26 protein-coding genes are annotated in these 26,265 nt (G+C 65.5%); 15 read left to right on the plus strand and 11 right to left on the minus strand.

Annotation, left to right across the window (positions count from 1 at the left end):
• Positions 1–272 precede the first annotated feature (272 nt).
• Positions 273–749, plus strand: a complete 477-nt coding sequence (locus GR167_RS04035) for an HdeD family acid-resistance protein (protein WP_160972152.1) — start codon at positions 273–275, stop codon at positions 747–749.
• A gap of 91 nt (positions 750–840) precedes the next feature.
• On the plus strand, positions 841–1,161 hold the full coding sequence (locus tag GR167_RS04040; RefSeq protein WP_160972153.1) for a YidH family protein: 321 nt from the start codon (positions 841–843) through the stop codon (positions 1,159–1,161).
• Positions 1,162–1,186: 25 nt separating this feature from the next.
• On the opposite strand, the gene GR167_RS04045 is transcribed toward GR167_RS04040, so the two are convergent.
• The gene (locus GR167_RS04045; RefSeq protein ID WP_160972154.1) at positions 1,187–1,906 is read right to left on the minus strand and encodes a winged helix-turn-helix transcriptional regulator; all 720 of its coding nucleotides are present in this window, start codon (positions 1,904–1,906) and stop codon (positions 1,187–1,189) included.
• A gap of 151 nt (positions 1,907–2,057) precedes the next feature.
• Between GR167_RS04045 and GR167_RS04050 the strand changes: the two genes are divergently transcribed.
• Positions 2,058–2,273 carry a tautomerase family protein gene (locus GR167_RS04050; protein WP_160972155.1) on the plus strand — a complete coding sequence of 72 codons (216 nt, stop codon included), beginning with the start codon at positions 2,058–2,060 and terminating at the stop codon, positions 2,271–2,273.
• A gap of 131 nt (positions 2,274–2,404) precedes the next feature.
• Here the strand turns inward: GR167_RS04050 and GR167_RS04055 are convergent, their stop codons facing one another.
• From GR167_RS04055 to GR167_RS04075, 5 genes are read right to left on the minus strand one after another with little or no spacing between them, the layout of a single operon-like run.
• The gene (locus GR167_RS04055) at positions 2,405–3,418 is read right to left on the minus strand and encodes a 5-oxoprolinase subunit C family protein (protein ID WP_160972156.1); all 1,014 of its coding nucleotides are present in this window, start codon (positions 3,416–3,418) and stop codon (positions 2,405–2,407) included.
• The gene (locus tag GR167_RS04060) at positions 3,415–4,173 is read right to left on the minus strand and encodes a 5-oxoprolinase subunit B family protein (RefSeq protein ID WP_160972157.1); all 759 of its coding nucleotides are present in this window, start codon (positions 4,171–4,173) and stop codon (positions 3,415–3,417) included. Before GR167_RS04060 ends, GR167_RS04055 begins: the two co-directional genes overlap by 4 nt.
• Positions 4,174–4,176: 3 nt before the next feature.
• A complete protein-coding gene (locus tag GR167_RS04065) occupies positions 4,177–5,472 on the minus strand; it encodes a TRAP transporter large permease (protein WP_160972158.1) in 1,296 nt (431 codons plus the stop codon).
• Between the two features lie 6 nt (positions 5,473–5,478).
• Complete coding sequence (locus GR167_RS04070) at positions 5,479–6,027, minus strand: TRAP transporter small permease (protein ID WP_160972159.1); 549 nt, start codon at positions 6,025–6,027, stop codon at positions 5,479–5,481.
• Positions 6,028–6,085: 58 nt separating this feature from the next.
• Entirely contained in the window at positions 6,086–7,057 is a 972-nt protein-coding gene (locus tag GR167_RS04075) for a TRAP transporter substrate-binding protein (RefSeq protein WP_160972160.1), read from the minus strand.
• Between the two features lie 273 nt (positions 7,058–7,330).
• On the opposite strand from GR167_RS04075, the gene GR167_RS04080 reads away from it, so the two are divergent.
• Positions 7,331–7,849, plus strand: coding sequence for a winged helix DNA-binding protein (locus tag GR167_RS04080; RefSeq protein WP_160972161.1), 519 nt, complete (start codon positions 7,331–7,333; stop codon positions 7,847–7,849).
• A gap of 21 nt (positions 7,850–7,870) precedes the next feature.
• Here GR167_RS04080 and GR167_RS04085 read toward each other — a convergent pair whose 3' ends face one another.
• Entirely contained in the window at positions 7,871–8,437 is a 567-nt protein-coding gene (locus GR167_RS04085) for a CDP-alcohol phosphatidyltransferase family protein (protein WP_160972162.1), read from the minus strand.
• Between the two features lie 109 nt (positions 8,438–8,546).
• Positions 8,547–9,506, minus strand: a complete 960-nt coding sequence (locus tag GR167_RS04090) for a LysR family transcriptional regulator (RefSeq protein ID WP_212769824.1) — start codon at positions 9,504–9,506, stop codon at positions 8,547–8,549.
• A 101-nt stretch (positions 9,507–9,607) separates the two neighbouring features.
• Between GR167_RS04090 and GR167_RS04095 the strand changes: the two genes are divergently transcribed.
• From GR167_RS04095 to GR167_RS04115, 5 genes are all read left to right on the plus strand, one after another.
• Positions 9,608–11,038: a form I ribulose bisphosphate carboxylase large subunit gene (locus GR167_RS04095; protein WP_235915835.1), complete on the plus strand. Its 1,431-nt coding sequence runs from the start codon at positions 9,608–9,610 to the stop codon at positions 11,036–11,038.
• Positions 11,039–11,103: 65 nt separating this feature from the next.
• Positions 11,104–11,460, plus strand: a complete 357-nt coding sequence (locus GR167_RS04100) for a ribulose bisphosphate carboxylase small subunit (protein WP_160972163.1) — start codon at positions 11,104–11,106, stop codon at positions 11,458–11,460.
• A 94-nt stretch (positions 11,461–11,554) separates the two neighbouring features.
• On the plus strand, positions 11,555–12,364 hold the full coding sequence (locus GR167_RS04105) for a CbbQ/NirQ/NorQ/GpvN family protein (protein ID WP_160972164.1): 810 nt from the start codon (positions 11,555–11,557) through the stop codon (positions 12,362–12,364).
• A gap of 22 nt (positions 12,365–12,386) precedes the next feature.
• The gene (locus GR167_RS04110; protein WP_160972165.1) at positions 12,387–14,729 is read left to right on the plus strand and encodes a nitric oxide reductase activation protein NorD; all 2,343 of its coding nucleotides are present in this window, start codon (positions 12,387–12,389) and stop codon (positions 14,727–14,729) included.
• Position 14,730: 1 nt separating this feature from the next.
• Positions 14,731–15,144, plus strand: a complete 414-nt coding sequence (locus tag GR167_RS04115) for a hypothetical protein (protein ID WP_160972166.1) — start codon at positions 14,731–14,733, stop codon at positions 15,142–15,144.
• Between the two features lie 33 nt (positions 15,145–15,177).
• On the opposite strand, the gene GR167_RS04120 is transcribed toward GR167_RS04115, so the two are convergent.
• From GR167_RS04120 to GR167_RS04130, 3 genes are all read right to left on the minus strand, one after another.
• Positions 15,178–16,554 (minus strand): hypothetical protein, encoded by a 1,377-nt coding sequence (locus GR167_RS04120; protein ID WP_235915836.1) that lies wholly within the window; start codon positions 16,552–16,554, stop codon positions 15,178–15,180.
• A 99-nt stretch (positions 16,555–16,653) separates the two neighbouring features.
• A complete protein-coding gene (locus GR167_RS04125; RefSeq protein ID WP_160972168.1) occupies positions 16,654–18,069 on the minus strand; it encodes an amidohydrolase in 1,416 nt (471 codons plus the stop codon).
• Positions 18,070–18,183: 114 nt separating this feature from the next.
• Entirely contained in the window at positions 18,184–19,098 is a 915-nt protein-coding gene (locus tag GR167_RS04130) for a LysR family transcriptional regulator (RefSeq protein WP_160972169.1), read from the minus strand.
• Positions 19,099–19,247: 149 nt separating this feature from the next.
• On the opposite strand from GR167_RS04130, the gene GR167_RS04135 reads away from it, so the two are divergent.
• The 6 genes from GR167_RS04135 to GR167_RS04160 all read left to right on the plus strand — a co-directional run bounded on the left by GR167_RS04135 (position 19,248) and on the right by GR167_RS04160 (position 26,253).
• Entirely contained in the window at positions 19,248–20,009 is a 762-nt protein-coding gene (locus tag GR167_RS04135) for an HAD-IIA family hydrolase (RefSeq protein ID WP_160972170.1), read from the plus strand.
• 2 nt (positions 20,010–20,011) lie between these two features.
• Positions 20,012–20,941, plus strand: coding sequence for an ABC transporter permease (locus GR167_RS04140; protein ID WP_160972171.1), 930 nt, complete (start codon positions 20,012–20,014; stop codon positions 20,939–20,941).
• A 4-nt stretch (positions 20,942–20,945) separates the two neighbouring features.
• Positions 20,946–21,833 (plus strand): ABC transporter permease, encoded by an 888-nt coding sequence (locus tag GR167_RS04145; RefSeq protein WP_160972172.1) that lies wholly within the window; start codon positions 20,946–20,948, stop codon positions 21,831–21,833.
• A gap of 76 nt (positions 21,834–21,909) precedes the next feature.
• A complete protein-coding gene (locus GR167_RS04150) occupies positions 21,910–23,463 on the plus strand; it encodes an ABC transporter substrate-binding protein (RefSeq protein WP_160972173.1) in 1,554 nt (517 codons plus the stop codon).
• Positions 23,464–23,529: 66 nt separating this feature from the next.
• Entirely contained in the window at positions 23,530–24,402 is an 873-nt protein-coding gene (locus GR167_RS04155) for a metallophosphoesterase family protein (protein WP_160972174.1), read from the plus strand.
• A 3-nt stretch (positions 24,403–24,405) separates the two neighbouring features.
• Positions 24,406–26,253, plus strand: a complete 1,848-nt coding sequence (locus GR167_RS04160) for an ABC transporter ATP-binding protein (RefSeq protein WP_160972175.1) — start codon at positions 24,406–24,408, stop codon at positions 26,251–26,253.
• Positions 26,254–26,265 lie beyond the last annotated feature (12 nt).

Here is a 26,265-nt window from a genome sequence, read left to right on the forward strand (position 1 = left end):
GACCATCGCGGCGTTGCCGGCGATCGCCCAGTCGGAATTTGCTGGCGAACCACCGCACATCCTTGAAGGCGGCGATTGTCGCGGAGCCGTCTCAAAACTTAATCTTTTGTAAGATTCAAACAAGACTGGCGTAGAGATCGGCGGGTCAAACAGGGATGCAACACGCTCAATCCCCGTTGAAACTGGTCAGGAGCCAAGATCCTATGACATGCCGAGACCAGTACCATCCACACGCAGCCGCACACAGCGCGGAGTATCGCAACACGGGTCTCGTGTTCATCCTGTTCGGGGTGATGGCGATCCTCGCGCCCGGCGTTGCGACTATCGTGATCGAACAATTCATCGCCTGGATCCTGATCCTCTGGGGCATCGGCGGGCTTTTCTTTGCGCGCGGCTTTCGCGTCATGGCGGAATGGCGCGTCCTTGCCGCCAGCTACGCGGTGGTTCTGCTCGCTGGCACGGGCTTCCTGATCTTTCCCGGCGCGGGGATCACCGTGCTGACCGTCATCATGCTGCTGGCGTTCTTTGTCGAGGGCGCGCTGTCGATCCTGTTCGGCCTCAGGCTGAGCGGCCAGCTGCCGCATTGGCGCTGGATCGTGCTGAGCGGGATCAGTTCCTCCGCCCTGGGGCTGATCGTGCTGGTGGCATGGACCGACATGTCACGCTGGTTCCTGGCGCTGATCGTCGGGGTGAACTTCCTGTCGACGGGCCTATCTCTGCTGGTGCTGTCGCGGCCTCGCAAGGCGTAGCGGTCGGTGCAGGACCGACGGCTTCCTCCAAACCACGGCAAACATCTTGATTTCCGGCGGGAACGCTGGATTGATGGATGAGGAGGTCGCCATGATCCGAAACTACACGGAACACGCATCCAACGAACGCACCTTCCTGGCCTGGGTCAGGACGGCGATCGCCATCGTCGCCTTTGGCCTGGCGATTTCCCGCTTCGGCAACCCGCAGGGCGAGATATGGTCGGAAATCGGCATGCTTGGCTCGGGTGCGGCGGTCATCGTGCTGGCCTTCATTCGCATGCGCCACGTGCGCAAGCGCATCGACGCCCCTGAAACCCTGGATGACGACAGCGAACCGTCCGACGCCCTGCTGGTGCTGATGATCATCGCGCTTTTCGTGCTGATCGGGGCCTTCCTGATTCACGTTCGATAAGAGGCGCAGCGGCAAGGCCGCGCTGTTACAGGCTGGCCCTGCGGTCCTCGACATGGCTACGCTTGGCGACATCCGCGAAGCTGCTGCGCATAAGCCACTTGGTCAAAGTCCGTTCCATCAGGTCATGCCCGGTGAGCGAAATGTGCCCGCCCTGCATTTCCTCTTCGAATGTCGAATGCCCCATCCAGGCCGATGTCAGCGCGCGCAGCTCGCAAACGACGAACAGATCGACGTCGAATTTGGGGTCGGTATAGCAAAGGTCGGTTTCTTCGCCCGGCTTCGCCACCAGCCAGTAATTTGCCGTCGCGTTCGGCGGGTCGTTGAGGATGAACTGGATGACGCTCTTGCGCTTGGGCAGCTGCAGAAGGTCGATTTTCCGGCGGATATTCCACATCAGCATGCGGGCATCGAGCGCCTGAAGCGACGTTTCGCAGTCGATGTTGCGATGCGCCCATTCGCCCAAGCCCCGGATCAGCGGCTCAAGCTCGTCGGCAAGCGGGGTCGTGAGATACTCGGTATGCGACCCCGGACCGGCATCGCGGCGGGTGACAAGGCCATTCGCCTCCATCTCTTTCAGGCGCTTGGACAGCAGCCCGGGCGACATGCCCGGCACCCCCCGCTGGATTTCATTGAAGCGGGTCGAACCGGACCACATTTCGCACAGCAACAGCATGGTCCAGCGGGGTTCCAACAGGCTGGCAGCCATCGCGACGGGGCAGAATTTGGGGTAATTCGAATCTGGCATTGCGACACCTCCACCTCAAGGAAAGCATGTCCCGCCCGCAACCGTCCACTTCAGAAACTGTAGCGGGTTTGCTGCAGTTTCAGAACTGGTTTGCAGCAGGCGACCGATGCGACCCTCGTTCCACCACATTTGCAAGCAAAGGAGGCCAACCATGCCGCTGGTGGATATCGAAGTGATCGAAGGCGTCTTCGACGACGCCCAGAAGGCGAAAATGATCGAAAAAGTGACCGACGCGATGGTCGAGGTCGAAGGCGAAAACATGCGCCCGGTGACTTGGGTGCGGGTCAAGGAAGTCCGCAGCGGCCAGTGGGGCATTGGCGGCAACACGCCAAGCGCCGCCGACATCAAGGCGATGGCCGCGGAATAAGCGCCGGATTTGGCCGGATCGTCCATATGTGGCGATCCGGCAGACGTTCGGAACGGCCCGGCGGCAGCGATGCGAAGGACGGGCACCGTCCCGAAGGTCAGCGGGCCGACCTGGCCCCCTGCCCCCATCTCTCACATGTCTTCATTCCCGGCGATCATGCCGCTGATCAGCTGGTAGGACAGCAGGTCGGGAATGTCGCGCGGATCGCGGATCAGAGGCTTCACCTGCTTTCGCAGCGCCGCCTCCTCCGCCCGGGCGCGGGTTTCCACGCGCATCGCTTCTTCCAGGGTGATGAAACGGAACCGCAGCACCGCGCCGGGAAGCGCCTGAGCCACCCGCGGCAGGTCGCAGGGCAGGACAGTGCCGATGCGGGGATAACCGCCCGTCGTCTGGCATTCCGCCATCAGAACGAAGGGCACCCCGTCGCCGGTGATCTGGATATCGCCGGGCACGATCACTTCCGACAAAACGCTCAAGGCCCCTTCGACCAGGAACCCCGGCCCGTCGGAATTCATCCGCATCCCCATCCGGTTGCCCCGGTGGTCGCGGTGGAAATCCGTCTGCTGGAACCGCTCCAGCACCTCTTGCGGGAACAGATCGGTCTGCAGGCTGGGCAAGACACGCACCTGGCCGCCGCCAAAGCGCGGCAAGGGCGTCAGGCCGCGCCCCACCTCCGCCGCCGGATCGTTCCCTGCGCGGATGCGATCCCCCGCTGCCAGGGGCGCGCCCAGCCCCGCCGACAGATGCGCCGCGCGCGATCCCATCCGTTTCGGCGTAGCCACGCCGCCGCCGATATGCAGATAGCCGTAAGTGCCCGACCGCGCCGCCCCGATCGACAGGACTGACCCTGCCGCGACCAGATGCGAGGCGTTCCAGACCAGCGTCGCGCCGTCCAGCGTCGCACGCATCTCGGCCCCGGTCAGGGCGATCCGGATGTCTTCCTCGGCCAGGAAATCGCCCCCTGCCCCGGCCATTTCGATGGCCGCCAAATCCGGCGACTGACGCAGCAGCGCCGCGCCTTCGGACAGGGCCAGTGGATCGGCGGCCCCGCCCCGCGACAGCCCTTCGACCAGGTAACCGGGACGGCCGCGATCCTGCACCGTCATCCCCGGGCCCGCCCTGCGAATGAGCAACGCGCGCCTCATCGGATCGCCTCGCATGTGGCGCCGCCATCGGGGCCCGAGGCGGCAAGGTTTTCGTATGCGTCGCGGCCCACCACCGGGAACAGCACCTCGTCACCCGGGCGCAACACGAAGGGCGCGTCGCTTTCGGGGCGGAACAGCCGGATCGCCGTCTGCCCGACATGGCGCCATCCGGTCGGGGTCGACACCGAAAACAGCACCATCTGCCGGATCGCCACGGTCAGCGCGCCTTCGGGGATGCGCGCGGTCAGCGCCTGTTGCCGTGGGATATCCCAGCAGTCGGGCAATTCGCCCAGATAGGGCTGACCGGGGGCGAACCCGATGGTCTGCACCCGCACCTTGGTGGTGGACAGCGATCGGACCGCGTCTGCCTCGCTCAGCCCCGCCGCCTGCGCCGCCTCGCCCAGTTGCGGAGCAAGGTCGCTGCCGTAGACCGTCGGGATGCGCCACAGCCGCCGCCCTTCGGGCATGTCGGCGCCGTACCAGTCGCGCGCGGACAGCAGGGTGGCGAGTTTCGATTGCATCTCGGCATGGGGCAGCCCCAGCGGATCGAAGCGGACGAAGCAGGACACCAGTGAGGTCGAACTTTCCGCCACCCCGCTCCAACTCTCACGCTCGACCGCCGCGCGAAAGGCCAGCGCCGCACGGTTGGCCGGTTCGCTCAGCCTGTCGGCGAAGCTGATCAGGATGCCATCGAAACCGACGGTGCGGATACAGGGCCAGTCCCCGCCCTGCGCTGTCGCGGTGGTAAGGGTCATGCGTCAGCCCGCCCCGGGCAGGAAGGTCACGATCCCGGGCACCGCCACGATGATCGCCAGCGCCAGCACCATGAGAAGGAAGAACGGCAAGGCCGCGCGCGCCACGGTCAGGATGTTGCGCCCGGTCAGCGATTGCAGCACGAACAGGTTGAACCCGACCGGCGGTGTGATCTGCGACATCTCGACCACGATCACCACGAAGATGCCGAACCACAGCGGGTCGATCCCCATCTTCTGCACCATCGGCATGATCACCGAGGTGGTCAGCACGACGACGGAAATCCCGTCGAGGAAACAGCCCATGACGACGAAGAACACGGTCAGCGCCGCCAGGAAGGTGTAGGTCGACAGCTCAAGCGACCCGATCCATTCGGCCAGCAGCCGCGGAATGCCGGTGAAGCCCATCGCCACGGTCAGGAAGGACGCCCCGGCGAGGATGAAGGCGATCATGCACGACGTCACCATCGCGCCCATCAGCCCCTCGACAAAGGTCTGCCGGGTCAGCGAGCCGGAAAACCACGCCAGCACCAGCGCCAGCACCACACCGACGGCAGCGGCATCGGTGGGCGAGGCGATACCGGCATAGATCGACCCGATCACCCCCGCGATCAGCCCCATCACCGGCAGCAGCCGGCGCAGGCGGCTGATCTTTTCGCGCAAGGGAACGCTTTCGCCCTCGTCGGGCAGCTTGTCGCGGTTCATCAGCCCCCAGATCGCGACATAGCCCACGAACAGCGACACCAGCAGGATACCCGGCAGGATGCCCGCGACGAACAGCCGGGCGATGGATTGTTCGGTCGCCACGCCGTACACGATCAGGATGATCGAGGGCGGGATCAACAGCCCCAGCGTCGCCGATCCGGCCAGGGTGCCGATCACCATCTTTTCGGGATAGCCGCGCTTGGCCAGTTCGGGGATCGACAATTTGCCGATCGTCGCGGCCGTCGCCGCCGACGATCCCGATACGGCGGCGAAGATCCCGCAGCCGAAGATATTGACGTGCAGCAGACGCCCCGGCAGCCGGTTCATCCAGGGCGACAGGCCGGTGAACATGTCCTCGGACAGTTTCGAGCGGAACAGGATTTCCCCCATCCACACGAACAGCGGCAGCGCCGCCAGCGCCCAGGAATTGCTGTGACCCCACATCGTGGTTGCCATCACCAGCCCCAAGGGCGCATCGGAAAACAGCGCCATCGCCGCCATACCGATCCCCAGCAGCGACAAGGCCACCCACAGCCCCGAGCCGAGGAACAGGAACAACAGCACGAACAGGATGACGGAAAGGGTAAGGATGCTCATCGCCGGTTACTCGCTCAGAAGGTTTTCGCCCTTGCCGTCGAAGGACGGCTGCCGCCCGCGCAGCACAAGGATCAGATCGTCGAGCAGCGCGACGGTGAGAACACCAAGCCCCACCGCCACCGGCAGCTGCACCAGCCACAGCGGCAGCGACACCATACCCGATGTCTTGTCGCCGAATTCGTGGCTCTCGAGGATGAGAAGCGCCATGTAATAACTCGCGTAACCCACCATCGCCAGCGCCACGGCCAGAACGACCACTTCGACCCACCGTTTCGGCGCCGGGCCCAGCAGCCCAGTGACCAGCGTCACCCGGATATGCCCGCCCGCGCGCAGCGCATAGGCCAGCCCGAGGAAGGTCGAGGCCGCCAGCAGGAAGCCGGTGAAATCGGAATAGGACGGGATCGTCAGCCCGATGGCCTGTCCGGTCGTCAAGGACGCCAGCTTATCCACCAGGTTCAGGCAGACCTGCGCAAAGATCAGCGCGGTGATCGACAGGATACAAAACGCGGCCAAGACCCCGCTCAGCTTGTATAATCCGTTCAGGAACGGTCGCATCCGCCTGCTCCTCCCGTGTTGTTGGGGGCGGGTGGCCGCTTGGCCACCCGCCTGTTGCTTAGTTCTGATAGGCTTTCAGCAGGGCTTCGCCCTCGGCGCCAGCGTTTTCGGTCCAGCCTTCGAGCATCTGCGCGCCGATGGCTTTCAGACCGTCCATCAGCTCGGCCGACGGCTCAACCACGGTGATGCCGTTTTCCTTCAGCACCGCGACCTTGGCGGCGGTTTCGGCGCGGCTCATTTCCCAGCCGCGTGCTTCGGCAGCGGCAGCGGCTTCCAGAACCGCGGCTTGGGTCGCGTCATCCAGACGGCGGAAGGACCGCTTGTTCACCACGATAATGTTCTTGGGCAGCCAGGCCTGAATATCGGTGTAGTGGCTCAGGAAATCCCACGCCTTGGAATTCGCGCCGGTCGAGGGCGAGGTGATCATCGCCTCGACGCGCCCGGTGGTGAAGGCCTGCGGAATATCGGGAACCTCGACCTGGGTCGGGGCGGCACCGGCCAGCGCCGCGAACTGTTCCAGCGTCGAATTATAGGTGCGGAACTTCAGCCCCTTGAGGTCGTCCACCGACTTGATTTCCTTGGTCGTGTACAGCCCCTGCGGCGGCCACGGCACGGCGTAGAGCGCCATCAACCCCTGCTGGTCCAGCAGACCGTCGATCACCGGCTTCTGCGCCGCCCAAAGCTTTGCCGCATCGTCATAGCTGGTCGCCAGGAACGGCAGCGAATCGACGCCGAAGGCCGGGTTGTCGTTGTTCAGCAGCGACAGGAAGAATTCGCCCGCCGGCACCTGGCCGCTGCGCACGGCCTTGCTGATTTCGGGGTGCTTGAACAGCGACCCGGCGGAATGGACCTTGATTTCAAGCGCGCCGCCGGTCTTGTCCGCCACGTCCTTGGCGAATTCGTGGATATTGACCGTGTGGAAGGTCGCATCCGGGTACGGCGTCGGCATGTCCCAGGTTTCGGCCTGCACCGGAAGCGCCAGTGCAGCGACGGCGAAAGCCGCGCCACTGATCGTCTTGAAGAAGCTCATTTCTCTCTCCGTTGGATGGATTTTTGGTTCTGCGCGGCAAGGCTCCTCCAAACGATGACAATTTGTCAATGTTTTGTTACTATAGCGCAAATATGTTTTTCCGCCTCACAACTGTGAAACGGGATCGTTCCGCGCCGTTTCACACTGATATTACGTCATTTTTATCGCAAATCCCCGCGTATCGCCGAAAATCCGCGACGACGAAACGCTTGTTGAAACCACTTTTCCCGCATATTTTATCATCAAATTGATAACGTCTTCGAGGATCAGCCCATGGAAACCCCGCCCGACAGCCGCAGAATCGTGTCCTCGCGTCACCTGGCCGAAGGCGAAGGCTGGGAAGTCTCCGAATTCGAATTCGGGCTGATCATCGCCTATAACGCCTTTTCCCGCTGGATGACCCGCTGCATGACGGCGGCGGGGCAGCCGGATCTGAACCCGCTGGACATCCTGATCCTGCATAACGTGAACCACCGCGACCGGGAAAAACGGCTGTCCGACATCTGCTTCCTGCTCAATATCGAGGACAGCCACACGGTCAATTACGCGCTGCGCAAATTGCTGAAATCCGGGCTGGTCACCTCGGAAAAGCGCGGCAAGGAAGTGTTCTATTCCACCTCCGCCACCGGGGCGGAACTGTGCAGCGCCTATCGCGACATCCGCCGACAATGCCTGCTGGACGCGGTGGGCAGCACCGATCTGAGCGGCCAGGAGTTGCGCGGCATCGCCCGGTCCCTGCGCGCGCTGTCGGGGCAATACGATCAGGCCAGCCGCGCCGCCGCCTCGCTCTGACCCCCGGCGGCTCGCGTGCGCTCAGCCGTCCCCGTCGCGCGGGCGGGGATTTGCGGCGAAGATACTGCTGATATCGGTATGGAACCGTTTCAGCCGCAGGGTCAGCAGCAGCGACTCGATATTCGCCAGGATTCCAAGCGCCACGACGGCCAGGAAGAACGGGCGCGCATAGCCGGCCAGATACAGCCAGACGAAAAACACCCCCGAACCGAAGGCCGCCGCCTTCGACAGATACAGGTGATAGGCGGGCAACACGCGGAACTTCAGCAGCGACGCACCCGCCGCAGCGGCGTAGCTGACGAGGAACAGGTAAAGCCAGGGCAGTTCGGGCCGTATGTTGTGGCCCTCGAAGACACAAATCCCGTAAATCCCGGCCAGCAAGGTGCAGGCATCGGCAATGGTGTCGAGCTTCGCCCCGAACCGCGATTCCTGCCCCAACCAGCGGGCAATCGGCCCATCGACGAGATCGCTTACCAGGCTGATGATGACGAGGATGAAGAAGACATCGCGATGCCCTGCAAAGGCCGCCCAGGCCGCCAGCGGGGCGGCGGCGAGCCTGAAGTAGGACAACTGGTCGGGGATATTCATAACAGACAGCCTTGCCAGTGGTGCGCCAGGCCGATCATTGCCCGAAACGCAGGCAGGCCGCAACGTGCGCAAGGATTTGCGCGCCGGAGGAGCGCATCGCCCCCTGCCCTCACCCCGTCCCTGTCTCTCCCACGGCAAAAGTCATGTTCGCATCGGTCCCGGAGCGGTACAGCCCGCTTTCCTGCTGCAGGAAGTCTAGAAAGCTTTGCGCCGCATTGGTCAGCCGCTTGCCCTCTCGATGCACCGCGTACCAGCCGCGCCGCAGCGGGAAGCCTTCGACATCCAGCACCACGACCTCCCCCGCCGCCAGTTCCAGCCGCAGCGCATGTAGCGACAGGTAGGCGACGCCGAGGCCGGAAATGACGCCCTGCTTGATCGCGTCGCTGTCGTCGAATTCCATATGGGTTGCCAGCTCCACATTGGCCGCCTGGCACAGCTTTTCCACCGCCTGCCGGGTCCCCGACCCGGGTTCGCGCCGGATGACGTTTTCCTGCGCCATCCGCGCCAGCGGGATGTTTTTCGCCCCCACCAGCGGGTGGTCGGGCCGGGCGACGAAGACGATCACGTTTTCCAGGAACGGATCGGCGATCACCGGTTCGCCCTGCGGCGGCTGCCCCATGATGTACAGATCGTCGGCATTGTCGCCCAGCCGCCCCAGAACGGTTGCGCGGTTGGTGATCTGCAGCCGCGGTTCGACCTTCGGGTGGCGGCGTTTGAATTCACCCAGCAGCTGCGGCAAGAAATATTTCGCCGTCGACACCACCGCCACCGACAGCGGCCCGGCGACTTCGCGTTTCATATCCTCGAGCGCCACCTGCATGTCGCCCAGCCGTGCCAGCACATCGCGCGAGGCCGCCGCGACCTGTTCTCCGGCGCGGGTCAGATGCAGTGTCTTGCCGATCTGTTCGGTCAGCGGCAGGCCGATCTTGTCCTCCAGCGTCTTCACCTGCATCGACACCGAGGGCTGGGTCAGGTGCACCTCTTCGGCCGCGCGGGTGATCGACCCATGCCGCGCCACCGCCTCGAACAGGCGCATCTGCTGGAAGGTGGGCGGGATGATCTTCTGCATCAACAATCCTCTATGGATATCATAAAAACAATCTAGTTTTGTATATCTCTTCGGTCAACTAGCGTCAGCCCCGAGACGTGACTCAATGGAGGATGGCCCAGATGCCGAAGGATCAGATGAAGTCCTACACCGCGGGGGTGAAGGAATACCGGGAAACCTACTGGATGCCGGAATACGTGCCCACAGCCACGGATTTCCTGGCCTGTTTCAAGATCATCCCGCAAGAAGGCGTGCCGCGCGAGGAAGCCGCCGCGGCGGTGGCCGCGGAAAGCTCCACCGGCACCTGGACCACGGTGTGGACCGACCTGCTGACCGATCTGGATTACTACAAGGGCCGCGCCTACGCGATCGAGGACGTGCCGGGCAACGATGAAGCCTTCTATGCCTTCATCGCCTACCCGATCGATCTGTTCGAGGAAGGATCGGTGGTGAACGTGCTGACCTCGCTGGTGGGCAACGTGTTCGGCTTCAAGGCGGTGCGGGCGCTGCGATTGGAAGACGTGCGCATTCCGCTGGCCTACGTGATGACCTGCGGCGGCCCGCCCAACGGCATCCAGGTCGAACGCGACGTGATGAACAAATACGGCCGCCCGATGCTGGGCTGCACGATCAAGCCGAAACTGGGCCTGAGCGCCAAGAACTACGGCCGCGCCGTCTATGAATGCCTGCGCGGGGGCCTGGATTTCACCAAGGACGACGAAAACGTCAATTCGCAGCCCTTCATGCGCTGGCGCCAGCGCTTCGATTTCGTGATGGAGGCGATCCACAAGGCGGAACAGGAAACCGGCGAACGCAAGGGCCATTACCTGAACGTCACCGCCCCCACCCCGGAAGAGATGTACAAGCGCGCCGAATACGCCAAGGAACTTGGCGCGCCGATCATCATGCACGACTACCTGACCGGGGGCTTCACCGCCAACACGGGCCTCGCCAACTGGTGCCGCGACAACGGGATGCTGCTGCATATCCACCGCGCCATGCACGCGGTGCTGGACCGCAACCCCAATCACGGCATCCATTTCCGGGTGCTGACCAAGATGCTGCGCCTGTCGGGCGGCGATCACCTGCATACCGGCACCGTGGTAGGCAAGCTTGAAGGCGACCGTGAATCGACGCTGGGCTGGATCGACATGCTGCGCGAACGCTACATCAAGGAAGACCGCTCGCGCGGCATCTTCTTCGACCAGGACTGGGGTTCGATGCCCGGCGCCTTCGCGGTGGCCTCTGGCGGGATCCACGTCTGGCACATGCCGGCGCTGGTGACGATCTTCGGCGACGACGCGGTGCTGCAATTCGGCGGCGGCACCCTGGGCCATCCCTGGGGCAACGCGGCGGGCGCCGCGGCCAACCGGGTCGCTTTGGAGGCCTGCGTCGAGGCGCGCAACCAGGGCCGACAGCTGGAAAAGGAAGGCAAGGACATCCTGACCCAGGCCGCCAAGTCGAGCCCGGAACTGGCCACCGCGATGGAGACCTGGAAGGAAATCAAGTTCGAATTCGACACCGTCGACAAGCTCGACGTGCAGCACCGCTGAGCGCCATTCCCGGCCCCGAAGCGCACTGCCGAGGGGCCGGAGCACAGATATGAAAGGACCGATCCATGAGTGAAATGCAGGATTACAAATCGTCGCTTTCCGACGTCGAAAGCCGCAAGTTCGAAACCTTTTCCTACCTGCCCGAGATGGATGGCGACCGCATCCGCAAACAGGTGGAATATATCGTCTCGAAAGGCTGGAACCCGGCGGTCGAACATACCGAGCCGGAAAACGCGATGGACCATTATTGGTACATGTGGAAGCTGCCGATGTTCGGCGAAACCGATGTCGACCGCATCCTGGCCGAGGCCGATGCCTGCCACAAGGCGCATCCCGGAAACCATGTGCGGCTGGTCGGATATGACAATTACGCCCAGTCGAAGGGCGCCGAGATGGTGGTGTACCGGGGCAACCCGGTCTGAGGCATCGGACCGCGAGCCGCGGTCCGACCAAGGCGGGGGGCCAGCCCCCCGCACCCCCCGGGATATTTTCGAACAGAAGAAGGGCGGATCCGAGATGACCAAGCATGACGCAGACCAGTTCGCCGTCACCCGCGAACCCTTCTACCGGGAAGTGGCCGGCGAGATCGCGCTTTACGAGGCCGCCTATGCGAGCCGGATGCCGGTGATGCTGAAGGGCCCGACCGGCGCGGGGAAATCGCGTTTCGTCGAATACATGGCGTGGAAACTGGGCCGCCCCCTGATCACCGTGGCCTCGAACGAGGACATGACCGCCTCGGATCTGGTGGGGCGCTTCCTGCTGGATAAGGACGGCACCAAGTGGCAGGACGGCCCGCTGACCACCGCGGCGCGGATCGGGGCGATCTGTTACCTCGATGAAATCGTCGAGGCGCGGCAGGACACCACCGTGGTGATCCACCCGCTGACCGATCACCGCCGCCAGCTGCCGCTGGACAAGAAGGGCGAGCTGATCGAGGCGCATCCCGATTTCCAGTTGGTGATTTCCTACAACCCCGGCTACCAGTCGCTGATGAAGGACCTCAAGCAGTCGACCAAGCAGCGTTTTGCCGCGCTCGATTTCGACTATCCGGAGGCCGCGCTGGAGGCCGAGATCGTCGGCGCCGAGACCGGGATCGACGGCGAGAGTGCCGAGAAGCTGGTGCAGATCGCCCATCGCTCGCGCAACCTGAAGGGCCACGGGCTGGATGAAGGAATTTCGACCCGGCTGCTGGTCTATGCCGGGCAGATGATCGCGCAGGGCGTCGATCCCAAATCCGCCTGCCAGATGACACTTGTCACGCCGCTGACCGACGATCCCGACATGCGTGAGACGCTGCAGGCGGCGGTGGAGACCTTCTTCGTCTGACGCGGCGGGAGGGATTGCAGCCATGACAATCGATCTGGAAGACTACCGCGCCTGTTTCGCCAAGGCCCCGCCCGAGACCTTCGAGACGGTCGAGGCGCAGTTCCACGACGCCGCCCGGGTGATGAGCGCCGCCGGATTGTCCGATTACATGGAAGGCGCGCGGGCACTGTGCGCCCTGGGGCGCGGTCACGACCTGGTGCTGGCTTTCCTGGAAAACATGCCCGCCGTGGCCCGCGAATGCGGCGAGGACGTGATCCGCGATTGCGTCGGGGCGGCGATGAAGCTGAGTTCGATGACCTCGGGCGATGTGATCGCGCTGTTGTTCGCCTCGCTGCCCACCGCGGCGCGGCGGCTGGGCGATCCGGAATTGCTGCGCGGCTATCTGCAGCTCATTCACCAGCTGTCGGCCAAGGCGTCGCGGGGTCTGCGGCCGATGCTGGGGGTGATCGATGAATTGTTGTCCAAGCTCACCCTGTCGGGGCTGAAACGCTGGGCCAATTTCGGCGCCGATGCTTACCGGCGCGATCTGGCCAACCTGACCAAGTATTTCGCGCTGGAAAGCGCCGATGCCAGGAAGATGCTGCAGCAGGAACGCCGCGGCACCCTGTTCATCGACACGCAGCGCAAGCTGAATTTCTATCTGCGGGCGCTGTGGGGGCGCGATTTCTTCCTGCGCCCGGCGGCGGCCGATTACGAGGGCTTCCGCCCCTATATCGCCGATCACGTGCTGCACCTGCCCGACGCGGTGGACGATATCGCGGGGGTGTCGGGTCACGACCTCTACCGCGCGATGACGGCGCATCTGGCCGCCCATATCCAGTATTCCACCGCCGCGATTTCCGCCGAGCAGCTGTCGCCGGCGCAGATGTTCTTCATCGGGCTGATCGAGGATGCCCGGGTGGAATACTGCGCCGCAAAGGAATTCCCCGGCCTGTCGAAGCTTTGGGGCAATCTGCTGGCGCTGCGCAACGAGGCCAAGCCCGAACATCCGACGGTGGCGGCGCTGGAATCCTTCGCGCATCTGCTGAGCGATCCGGCGGCCCTGACCGGAAACACGGCACTCGACGCATTGGGCGCGAAGTTCCATGCCGGGATCGGCGACAATGCCGGCAACAACCAATTCTCGTGGGATCTGGGGTTGGAGCTGTTTCACATCTTCGCCGCGACCCGCGACGTGCCTTCCTTGCGCATCCTCAATTCCCTCCGCATCCCCTATCGCGACGACAACCGCTTTGCCTGGGAATTCGAGGAATTCAACTGGGACGCCCACGGCGCCGAATACATCCCCGCCAGCCAAAGGCAGGTGCGCAAATACGTGTCGGTGATGGAAATGGCGCATGAGGTCGATGCCGAACTGGCCGGGGACGACGCGCAGGAAATCTGGGTCTGCGCCGACAATTTCATGCCCTACGAGGATGCGGGCGAGGCGACGACCAGCTTCAACGACATGTGGGGCAAGGACCCGGTGTCGCCGCCGTTCCACTACCCCGAATGGGATTACCAGGTGCAGCTTTATCGCCCCGACTGGGCCACCGTGTATGAACACCGGGCGAAAAAGGGCGATCCCGGCGCGGTTGACGACATCCTGGTCGAACACAAGCCCATCGCCCACCGCATCCGCCGGATCATCGACATGCTATCGCCCGCCGGGGTCCAGCGCATCCGCAACATGGAAGACGGCGACGAGATCGACATCAACGCCGCGGTCGACGCGATGATCGCCATCCGCACGGGGCAGCAGCCCAATCCGCGGATCACCATGCGCAACGTGATCACCTCGCGCGACCTGGCGGTGACGGTGCTGCTGGACCTCAGCGAAAGCACCAACGACACGATGGACGGGTCGGACAAGACCGTGCTGGAGCTGACGCGCGAGGCCGCCGCGCTGGTCGCCACCGCGATCGAAGGCATCGGCGATCCCTTCGCGCTGCATGGCTTTGCCTCGGACGGGCGGCACGACGTGCAATATTACCGGTTCAAGGACTGGGGACAGTCCTTCAACGACGAGGCCAAGGCGCGGCTGGATGGCATGACCGGCGGGCTGTCCACCCGCATGGGCGCGGCGCTGCGTCATGCCGGTGCGGGGCTTTTGAAACAGGCCGAACGGCGCAAGCTGATCCTGCTGGTGACCGACGGGGAACCGGCCGACATCGACGAACGCGATCCCCAACACCTGCGCCACGATACAAGGAAAGCGGTCGATGAGCTGGCCGCCAAGGGCGTGATGACCTATTGCCTGACGCTCGACCCCGAGGCCGACCGATACGTGAAACGCATCTTCGGCGCCAACAACTACACCGTCGTCGATCACGTGGACCGGCTGCCGGAACAGTTGCCCACCCTCTTTGCCTCGCTCACCGGCTGAGATGCCCGGGCGCTACACACGACATGACGATCACCCGCCGCTGGACGAACGCCCGGCGGAAATCCCCGCCGAGTGCTACAACTGCGCCCGGCTGGCGCTGATCCGCAGCGGCGGCGCGGGGCCGGTTTGGCTCAACCTGCCGGGGCTGAGCGATCTGAAACTGGCGCTGATGCCCGACGCCTGGGTGGTGGCCGATTGGCAGAAGGGGCAGATGCCGATCATCGCCTGGTCCGATTTCTGCCCCGCCGCCGACCGCGCGTTGCACCATGCGGTGCCCTGCGGGCTGCGGACCTATACCGGATCGGCGGACCGGATGCTCGATACCGTCGCTTTAATCATTCACCGCCAGTTGCGCGCCCATCTTAAGGACGGGGACGGACAGGCCGAGGTCGTGCCGCTGCCCGACCGATCGTGACAGGCGAATAACGCCCCCCCTGCCTGTCGCCGCTCAGAACTGCGCGAACAGCACGACCCAGACCGACAGGATAATGATCGTGGCCAGCGCATAGCCCCGGTTCCAGATCAGCCCGACATGGCGCGCGCTGACCCCGCCGAAGGACCCGATCAACAGCGTGGTCGCGGTGAAGGGCGAGGTCACACCGCCCAGGGCCCAGCCCGCGGTGATGGCGATGACAATCGCCGTCGGCGACACGCCAAGCGCCTCGGCCGAAGGCACCAAGGGCGCGATCAGCGTCACCGCCAGGATGGGGTTCATACCGATCTGCCCCGCCAGCGGGATCAGCCAGACCAGCGCCACCAGCACGACCGAGGCCGGCAGCGCCGACAGGTCCAGCCCCAGCCCGTCCAGCAGCGGCGCCAGCAACGGCGCCCCCACGGTGCCGATATACCCGGCCATCATCAGCAGAACGATCTCGCCCCGGTAGCCCGGCAATTCGACGAAGGCGTATTCGGCGGCGCGGTGGCGGAACCCCTGCCCCTTCTCAGCCCCGCGCGCCTGTATCAGGCCCCAGGTCACAGCGATCACCGGCACGATCAGCATCACCAGACCGACCACGCGGATACCCGTCGCGTAATGCAAAATCACGATGCTGCTGACCAGGATCGCCAGCAGCAGCACCAGCGGCAACATCAGCGCCCAAGTCCCGTCCGGGGATTGCCGCTCCGGGCGCGGGCGGGACAGCTGCGGCTTGAACAGGGTGTCGAGCGCCCAACCGGTGCCCGCCATCAGCACGGAGGTGACGATCCCCGGCACCACCGCATCGGCCCATCGCGCCCCCGGGATAAGCGCGGTGGAAATCGCGACGGCAAAGGACAGCGGCGACCACGGCAGGGTCGAGGTGAAGGCGCGCTGGATCGCCAGCAACATCCGCCTTGTGCGGTGGCGGCGGATTTCCTCGTCCGGTTCCTCATTGGCGCTGGCGGTGGCGAGGCTGCCGAGCAAGGCGATGGCGCCGTAATTCAGCAGCAGCGCGAACATCTGCCCACCCAGGGTCAGCGCGATATAGCGCCGTCCGGGCGGCTGTTGCGCCAGGAACCTCCCGCTGCGCCGGATCGAGGGCGAGGTCGCCGCGGCGCTTCTGAGGGTCGCCAGAGCGGTGAAAAAGGCGGCGATGAAGGCGGAGGTCTGCAGGGCCTTCAGCGCGACCGGCTGCCAGTCCTGCCCAATCAGGGCAAGGGCCAGGGTCAAGCCCATCGCGACCAGCACGAACACGTAGCGGCCGGGCCGGACCTGCAGCGCCAGCAGCGCGGTCACCAGGATGACGGCCCAGGGCACGACCAATCCCGCCTGCGCGCTGATACCCCATTCGGTCAGCACCACCAACGCGGTGACGACGACGAGCAATCCACCCGTCAACCTGTCCATGAAATCCGACCGTAACATGCCCGTCCTATCCCTGCCCTCAAGGCGCCGTAGTTGCAAGCGGGGCGGGCTTCATTTCCGAAAACCGCCCCGCGCCCTGCCCTAGGCCATCTCGGCAATCGGCGGCTCGGCCCCTTCGGGCAACGGGCAGACATATCCGTTCGGCCCGACCCGGCGCGCCAGGTCCTCTTTCGCGCGGGCGCGCAGGTCGGGGTCGCGCATCGCATCCGCCCCGGTCGCGGCCATCACCGCCGCCGCGTGCACCATGCCCGTGATCGCGGGCTGGCTCTTGCCCTGCGCCACCACCTGCCAGCTGTGCAGCTGCGTGCCGATGGCGTGGTTGGCGCCCCACATCTGGATCGTCGGCACCACCCAGCTGACATCGGCCACGTCGGTGGACCCGCCCATTTCCACCGTCGGCGCGTCCGCCGGAACGATGAAATCTGCCAGCGGCTTGCGGCTCTCTTCGGCGATCCCCACCCCGCGATAGGCGGCGCGGATATCGTCTTCGCTCAGGGTCGCCTGGAACCGCGCGGCATAGGCCTTGTCGACATCGGTGAACGGCGGCGGCCCGAGCCGTTCGAGGTTGCGCTGCATCGCCTCGCCCAGCGGGGCGTTGTAGATCAGGTTCGACACGGCGGCGAGAACCTTGTCCGACACCTTGGTTTCGGTCATCAAGGCGGCCCCGGCGGCCACCTTGCGCACCCGTTCCAGCAGCGTCAGCATTTCCGGCGCGGTCGCCGCGCGCACCACGTAGCGCACCTTGGCATGGGCCTGCACCACGTTGGGGGAAATGCCGCCGCCGTCGATGATCGCGTGGTGGATGCGCGCCTCGTCCGGCATGTGTTCGCGCATGTAGTTGATACCGACGCTCATCAGCTCCACCGCGTCGAGCGCGCTGCGCCCCAGATGCGGCGCGGCGGCCGCGTGGGACGCGCGGCCTTCGAAGGCGAAATCGACCCGCGCATTGGACAGCGAACTGCCCTTCAGAACGCCCGGGATGCTGCCCGGGTGCCAGGTGATCGCGATATCGACATCCTCAAACGCGCCCGCACGGACCATGAAGACCTTGGCCGCCCCGCCCTCTTCCGCCGGGCAGCCGTAATAGCGCACCCGGCCCGGCGTGCCGGTCGCCTCCAGCCAGTTCTTCACCGCCGTCGCGGCCAGCATCGCGGCCGAGCCGAGCAGGTTATGACCGCAGCCATGACCGTTGGCACCGGATTCCAGCGGGTCCTGTTCGAACACATCCGCCTTCTGGCTCAGACCGGCCAGCGCGTCGAATTCGCCCAGAAAGGCGATGACCGGCCCGCCCGACCCGGCCTCGCCCATCACCGCGGTGGGGATACCGGCGAGGTTTTCCTCAACCCGGAAGCCCTGGGCCTTCAGTTCCTCGACATGCGCCGCGACGGATTGCGTTTCGCCATAGCAGGTTTCCGGCGTCGCCCAGACCCGGTCGCTCAGCGCCTTGAAGCGGTCCTTCGCGTCTTCGACATAGGTCCATAACGGGTGCTCGTTCATCGCGCCGTTCCTTTTGCTGGAAAAACTGCGCCACGGGGCCCCGCGGCGCCTGGGATCGCCGCAACGGTAGAAGCCCGGCCGGGGGTTTGCAATCACCCCCGGTTGCCAAACCCCTCAGAGCGGGGTCATCGCGTCCGGCCGGAACTGCTCTGCTATATTAAAGAACAGATCGATCAGCGCGTTGCGCTCGTCGGCAAGCGCGAACACCACCTCGTCCACGCTGGAGCGGAATTCAGGCACCTTTATCCGCCGCACCGTATCGGACCGGTACGTGCCGTAACGCCACATGAAACCCACCCCGATGCCCAGGGCCACCGCCTCGTAGACCGCATCGCGGGTATCTGCCGTCAGCCGCGGTTCGGGGGCCAGCCCGGCCTGGCGGAAGCCGCGATCGACCACTTTCTGGGTCGACGATCCGGGCGAACGGAACACCAGCGGCGCTTGGGCCAGATGCGCCAGCGTCACCTCGCTTTGCTCCGCCATCGGGTTGCCGGGCGACACGATCGCCACCACCTCCTGCGACAGCACCGGGAAGCGGCGGAAGCGCGGATCGGCAGGCAGATCGGGCAGCACCGCGACATCGACCTCGCGCCGCGACACGGCGGCCATGATATCCTGATGCGATCCGCTTTCGACCGTTACGGTCAGCGTCGGGTGCAGTTCCAGCACCCGCCCGACGATGGCGATGCCCGGCATCGAATTGCCCAACCCCACCCGCAGCCGGTGCTTGCCCGTGGGCCCGCGCCGCGCCAGCACCCGTTCGGCGTCGCTCTGCGCGCGCTGCATCCGGTGGGCGATGTCGCACAGTTCCAGACAGGCGGGCGTCGGGGTCATCACCCCGCGCACCCGGTCGAACAGGTGGATGTCATAGGCGCGTTCCAGATCGCGGACCTGCTGCGCCACGGCGCTGTGCGAAATGCCGATTCGGCGCGCCGCGGCGGAATAGGACCCTTCTTCGGCCACCGCCGTGAGGGCGCGCAAACGCGAAAGCGACAGGCCCGAGGCCGTATCTGAAACCGATACCTTCATGATCTGCAACATAGGCTTCCACACGTAACGCGGCGGTTACAGTCCCGCGAAATATAACCAACAACAGCCGCCAAAAGCGGCCCAGCGAAAACCGAAACACCGCGCCCGCAGGCGCAGACGGGGATTTCCCCGAACAGAGAGATATTGGCATGCCCGAACCGATCCGATTGCAGCAGTTCCTCGACGGCCCCTGGCCCGAACGGGCGGCCATCCTGGCCGACCTGGACGGCTGTCTGGTGTCCGGCGACACGGTGTTGCCGGGGGTGCCGGAACTCTTCGCCCGCTGCGGCGCCCGGTTGTGGGTCGTGTCCAACAATTCCACCGATACCGCGCGGACCCTGTCGGCGCGGCTGGCGGGGCTGGGGCTGGCACTGCCGCCCGAACGGGTGCTGCTGGCCGGGGAAATGACCCTGCGCGCGTTGCAGCAGACCCGCCCCGGCGCCCGCATCGCGCTCTACGCCACCGACCCGCTGCAGGAGCTGGCGCAGGAACTTGGGCTGGTGCCCGACCGCGCCGCGCCCGAACGGGTTGTGCTGGCGCGCGACACGGCGCTGAGCTTCGCCGATATCGCCCGCATCGCCGAACACGCCCATGCCGGCATCCCGGTCACCCTGGCCAATCCCGACACCAGCCACCCGGCCGCCGACGGCACCCCGGTGCCCGAAACCGGCGCGCTCTGGGCGGCGGTGTCGGCCATGGTGCCGCAGGCGCGAGTGAACTCCCTCGGCAAACCGGCCCCCGACATGCCGCGCGAGGCGCTGCGCCGCGCGGGCGTCACCGCCGGGGCCGCCGTCTTCATCGGAGACACCGCCGAAACCGACGGCCTGGCCGCCGCCGCCGCCGGTGTCGAATTCGTCCATCTGGCGCGCCCGGGCCATGCCCCCGCCCGCCCCGCCATGACCGGAGCCTGAACATGCTGAGCTATGCCCTGCGCACCCTGATCCGGATGGTGCTGACCTTCTTCGTGATCGTCACCATCGTGTTCTTCGCCACCCGCCTGTCGGGCAATGCGATCGACTTCGTCGTCAGCGACGGCATCACCAGCGAGGACCGCGAGCTGCTGATCAAGTATTACGAACTGGACCGGCCGATCCTGACGCAATACTTCGCCTTCCTGCGCTCCTTCACCGACGGCCAGTTCGGCCTGTCCTTCATCGAACGCCGACCGGTTTCCGAAATCGTGCTGGAACGCATCTGGCCCTCGACGCAGCTTCTGCTGTCGGCGGTGGGGCTGACCCTGCTGGTGTCGATCCCGCTGGGCATCGCCGCCGCGATCTGGCGCAAGAGCTGGATCGGCAGCGCGGTGATGATGGTGGCCTTCCTGGGCTACGCGGTGCCCAATTTCGTCCTCGCCACCGTGATGGTGCTGCTGTTTTCCTACTGGCTGAACTGGCTGCCGGTGGTGGGCAACGGCACCGCATGGCATTTCATCATGCCCACCGTCGCGCTGTCGGGCGTTCTGATCGCGGCGCTGACCCGGTTCACCCGCAACGCCATGCTGGACGTGCTGGGGCAGGATTTCATGCGCACCGCCCGCGCCAAGGGGCTGCCGGAAAACGCGGTGATCGTCAAACACGGGCTGCGCAACGCGGGCATCACCATCCTGTCGGTGATCGGGCTGCAGGTGGCCGGGCTGGCGGCGTCGGGGTCGGTGGTGATCGAGGCGATCTTCGCCTGGCCCGGGATCGGCGACCTGCTGGTCTCCTCGGCGCTGCGCCGCGATTACCCGGTGCTGCAATTCGGCGTGCTGACCGTCGCCCTGGCGGTGATCGTGATCAACGCCGCCATCGACCTTGCCTATGCCTGGGCCGATCCGCGCCTGCGCCACACCGTGAAAGGCTGATCCCATGACCTATCCCGCCCTCCCCTCGACCTCCGCCCCGGCCGCCGCGTTGCAGCTTTGGCGCGGCGCCGACGTGATCCAGAAGGCCGCGATCGTGATCGGTCTGAGCCTGGTGATCCTCGCCATCTTCGCGCCGCTGATCGCGCCGTTCGATCCCAATGCGCAAAGCCTGATCTCGCGGCTGCGCCCGCCGCTGGGGTTCGAGCGCGCCAAGGCGGGCTACCTGTTGGGCACCGATGAGCTGGGCCGCGACGTGTTTTCGCGCAGCCTGTACGGGCTGCGGCTGACACTGATGCTGGCGGTGCTGGGCGCGACGCTGGGCCTGCTGATCGGCGGCTCGATGGGGCTGCTGGCGGGGATCGTCGGCGGCCGCACCGAGGCCAGCATCATGGCCGCCGTCGACACCCAGATCGCCGTGCCCTTCACCCTGATCGCGCTGTTCCTGCTGGCGATCCTGGGGTCGTCCATCGAGGTGATCGTGCTGGTGCTGGGCCTGGCCGGCTGGGAACAATACGCCCGCATCGTGCGCGGCGAGGTGAAGCGGCTGATGAGCATGCCCTTCATCGAGGCCGCCCGCGCCGCCGGGGCCGGTCCGCTGCGCATCGCCCGCCATCACCTGCTGCCCAATATCGTGTCGCCCATCGTGGTGCAGTTCACCCTGTCGCTGTCCAATATCGTACTGCTGGAAAGCACCCTGTCCTTCCTCGGCCTCGGCGTCCAGCCGCCCACCGCGACGCTGGGATCGATGGTCGGGATCGGCCGCGACTACATGCCGACCGCACCGTGGATCGTGGTGGCCCCGGCGATGATGATCCTGCTGATCACCTTCGCGGTGCAGATCCTCGGCGACTGGCTGCGCGACAGCGCCGATGTGCGGCTGCGCGAAAGGTAACCCCGAAATACCAACAACAGAGGCGCAAACGCCCGCCCCCTTCAACCGTCTATTCAATCCTCACGGAGACAAGACAATGCTGAGACTGCTGCTTTCCACCGCCCTCGTCGCAGGGATCGCCTCGGGCGCGTCTGCCCAGGAAATCACCGTCGGCGCCGCCAACGTGTCGAACTATCTCGACCCCGGCCGCGACCATTCCAATGTCGGTTCGCAATTCTACTACAACACGTTCGACACCCTGATCGACCGCAACCACGACACGCTGGAAGCGGAATGGGTTCCGGCGCTGGCCACCGAATGGAAACTGGTCGAACCCAATGTGATGGAACTGAAGCTGCGCGAAGGCGTCACCTTCCATAACGGCGAACCGATGACCGCCGATGACGTCGTGTTTTCGCTGAACCGGATGTACCAGGCCACCTTCGCCCCCTACGTGGTGCGCGCCCGCGACCGTCTGGAAAACTTCGAAAAGGCCGAAAAGGTCGACGATCTGACCGTGCGGATCACCTCGCGCCGGGAAGAACCGCTGTGGAACACCCTGCTGAACCTGCAGCAGGTCATGATCATCCCCGAAGACTACACCAAGGCGCTGACCGGCGATCCCAACGTGGCCGAGGATGACGATTTCGAAGCCTTCTCGATGGCCCCCGTCGGCACCGGCCCCTACCGCGTGGCCGAATTCGTCCCCGGCGAACGCCTGGTCTGGGAACGTTTCGACGATTTCTGGGGTGAAAAGGCACCGCTGGCCAAAGCCACCATCCAGCAGATCCCCGAAACCGCCTCGCGCGTGACCGCGCTGAAGACCGGTGAAGCGGACATCATCACCAACATCGCCCCCGACCAGCTGTCGCTGATCGAAAGCGACCAGAACCTGCGCGCGGTGGGCAGCGCCACGCCGCTGTTCCACGTCATGATCATGAACGTGAACCACCCCAAGCTGCGCGACCCGCGCATCCGTCAGGCGATGAGCCTGGCCATCGACCGCGACACGCTGAACGAAGCGCTGTGGCTGGGCAAGGCGGTGGTGCCGGATTCGCACACCTACAAGGAATTCGGCGAACTCTACATGCCCGAGCTCAAGACCTTCGAATATAACCCCGAGAAGGCCAAGGAGCTTCTGAAGGAAGCCGGTTACGACGGGTCCGAGATCACCTTCGACACCCACCCGACCTATTACACCAACGGCATGCTGGCCGCTCAGGCCATCACCGAGATGTGGAAAGAGGTCGGCATCAACGGCAAGGTGCAGATCGCCGAGAAATGGAATGGCGGCTCGCCCGAACTGATGGCCCGCAACTGGTCCAACCCGATGTATTTCGCCGACCCGTTCGGCTCCTTCGGGGTGATGTGGGCGCCCAATGGCCCCTCCGAAGGACAGGGCCGGTTCAACACCGACGAAGCCTATGCCAAGGCCTGGGAACGGTTCCGCTATTCCAAGGACGTCGAGACCCGCAAGGCGGCCTATGCCGAACTGATGGACCGCATCAAGCAGGACCCGCCGGTGCTGCCGCTTTATCGTCCGTATGAAAGCTGGGCGATGCGCAAGGACGTGAACTGGGCGCCGAAGCCGGGTCACATCCCCTACGTGCTCGACTTCCGCGCCGGTTCGATCTCCTTCGCGTCGAACTGATCACAAAACGGCCCGCCGCCCACGCGGCGGCGGGTCCCCTCCCCCCAATTCAGGAAAGTCCCCGCCATGTCCGTTCGCCTTGCCATCGTTGCCGATATCCACCACGGAACCCCTTCCGCCACCAAGCGCGGCGATACCGCCATGGGGCTGATGGAGGAATTCGCCCATTACGTCCGCGACGCCGATGTCGATCATGTCCTCGACCTGGGCGACCGGATTTCGGATGTCGACCACGACACCGACCTGCGGCTTGAGGCCGAGGTGGCCGAGGCCTTCCGCGCCGTCGAGAAACCGATCTGGCACCTGAACGGCAACCACGACCGCGATTACCTGAGCGTCGAGGAAAACGAACAGATCCTGGGTCAGTCGCTGGGCCACGAAACCCACGATATCGGCGGCTGGCGCATCGCGCTGTGGCGCGCCGATACCCGCATCCAGCGCACGCCCGACCATAACGGTTTCGTGCTGCGCGAAGCCGACCTGCTGTGGCTGTCGCGCACCGTGCAGGCCGCCGACCGGCCGCTGCTGGTGGTCAGCCACGTGCCGCTGTCGGGCCATTCGCAGATCGGCAACTACTACTTCCAGAACAACCCCGGCCTGTCGACCTATCCGATGGCCGACCGCGCCCGCGCCGCGCTGGCCCAGGCCACGGTGCCGGTGGCCTGCCTGTCGGGTCACGTGCACTGGAACACCGTCACCACCGTCGACGGCATCCCGCACCTGACCCAGCAGTCGCTGACCGAAAGCTTCACCACCGAAGGCGCGCCCGCCGGCGCGATGGGGGTGATCGAACTGGGCGACACCCTGCGGTGGGACGTGGTCGGCGACGATCCCTACCGCGCCGAAGTCACCCCCTCCGCCCGCCGCTGGACCCCGGTGATGCCCGATTTCCGCGACCATCCCGAACGGCGCGCCCGCAACATCCAAACCGAGAGCTGAGCCATGACCCGTATCCCCCTTCTGAGCGTCGAGAACCTGCGCCTGAACTTCGGATCGTTCGAGGCCGTCAAGGGCATCACCTTCGATATCGCGAAGGGGGAAACGGTGGCCCTGGTGGGTGAATCCGGATCGGGCAAATCCGCCACCGCGCTGGCCTTGCTGCGGCTGATCGAACGCGAAGGCGGCCATATCGCGGGCGGCAGCGTCACCCTGCACGGCACGCCTGACCTGCAGCTGTCGGCGCTCAGCGACCGGCAGATGCAGCAGGTGCGCGGCAACCGGGTGTCGATGATCTTCCAGGAACCGATGACGGCGCTCAATCCGGTGATGACCCTGGGCGATCAGGTGGCCGAGGTGCTGCGCCTGCATCAGGGGCTCGACGCAACGCAGGCCCGCGCCGCCACGCGCGAGGCGTTCGAGCGGGTGAAAATCCCCGAAGCGGAACGCAGGCTGGACCAGTTCCCGCACGAATTGTCGGGCGGGTTGCGGCAGCGGGTGATGATCGCCATGGCGCTGGCCTGCCGTCCCGACCTGCTGATCGCGGACGAACCGACGACGGCGCTCGACGTGACCACCCAGGCTGAAATCCTGGCCCTGATCCGGCAGTTGCAGGACGAAATCGGCACCGCCGTTCTATTCATCACTCATGACATGGGCGTGGTCGCCAATATCGCCGACCGCGTGGTGGTGCTGAAACGGGGCGACAAGGTCGAGGAAGGCCCGGTCGCCGACATCTTCATCCGGCCGCAGGCCGCCTATACCCAGCAATTGATGGCCGCCACGCCGAAACTGGGCAGCGGCGCGCCGAAGCCCCTGCTGCGCCCGGCTGCCCCGGTGCTTGAAGTCGAAAACCTCGCCGTGCGCTTTCCGGTGCGGCGCGGGCTGCTGCCCGGCGGGCATCTGGATTACCACGCGGTGGGCGGTGTGTCGCTGTCGATCGCGCCGGGCGAAACGCTGGGACTGGTGGGGGAATCCGGCTGTGGCAAGTCCACGCTGGCGCGCGCCGTGCTGCGGCTGATCGATCCCAGCCAGGGCCGCGTCCGGCTGGAAGGGCGCGAAATCACCGGGCTTGACGCTGCCGAGATGCGCCCCCTGCGCCAGCGCGCCCAGATGGTGTTCCAGGACCCGTTCGCCAGCCTCAACCCGCGCATGTCGGTGCGCGACCTGATCACCGAACCGGCCCATATCCACCACCGCCTGTCGCGCCGCGACCGCCGCGCGCTGGCTGCGGAACTGCTGGAAAAGGTCGGGCTGGAACCCGCCGCTGCCGATCGTTTCCCGCATCAGTTCTCGGGCGGCCAGCGCCAGCGGCTGTGCATCGCCCGCGCGCTGTCGGTGCGCCCCGCCCTGATCGTCGCCGACGAATCGGTGTCGGCGCTGGACGTGTCGGTGGCGCGCCAGGTCACCGACCTGATGGCGCGGCTGCAGGCCGAGGACGGGGTGTCCTTCCTGTTCATCAGCCACGACATCGCGGTGGTCGAACGGGTCAGCCACCGGGTCGCGGTGATGTGGGGCGGGCAGATCGTCGAAACCGGCCCGACCGAGGCGGTGCTGCACAACCCGCAACACCCCTATACGCAGCGGCTGCTGGCCGCGGTGCCGGTGGCCGATCCGTCGCGCCGCGACGCCCCGCGCCCCGCCCTGCCCGCGCTACAAGCGCCCAAGCTGCTGCTGCCCGCCGGACAGGCCCCGGTGCGGGCGCAGATGACCGAGGTCAGCGCGGGCCACTTCGTTGCGGTTCAGGACCCGGCCAGCGCCCTTCTGGCGGGGGCTTCCGGTCACATGGCGGGCGCAGCAGCGCAGGGCGACAGCCCCCAAGCCGCGGCGAAAGACCGGTTCGAACAGGTCTGAAAGGCGCTTCGG

The sequence above is a fragment of the Thalassovita mangrovi genome (assembly GCF_009857745.1).
In the GTDB taxonomy this organism is placed as follows: Bacteria; Pseudomonadota; Alphaproteobacteria; order Rhodobacterales; family Rhodobacteraceae; genus Thalassobius; species Thalassobius mangrovi.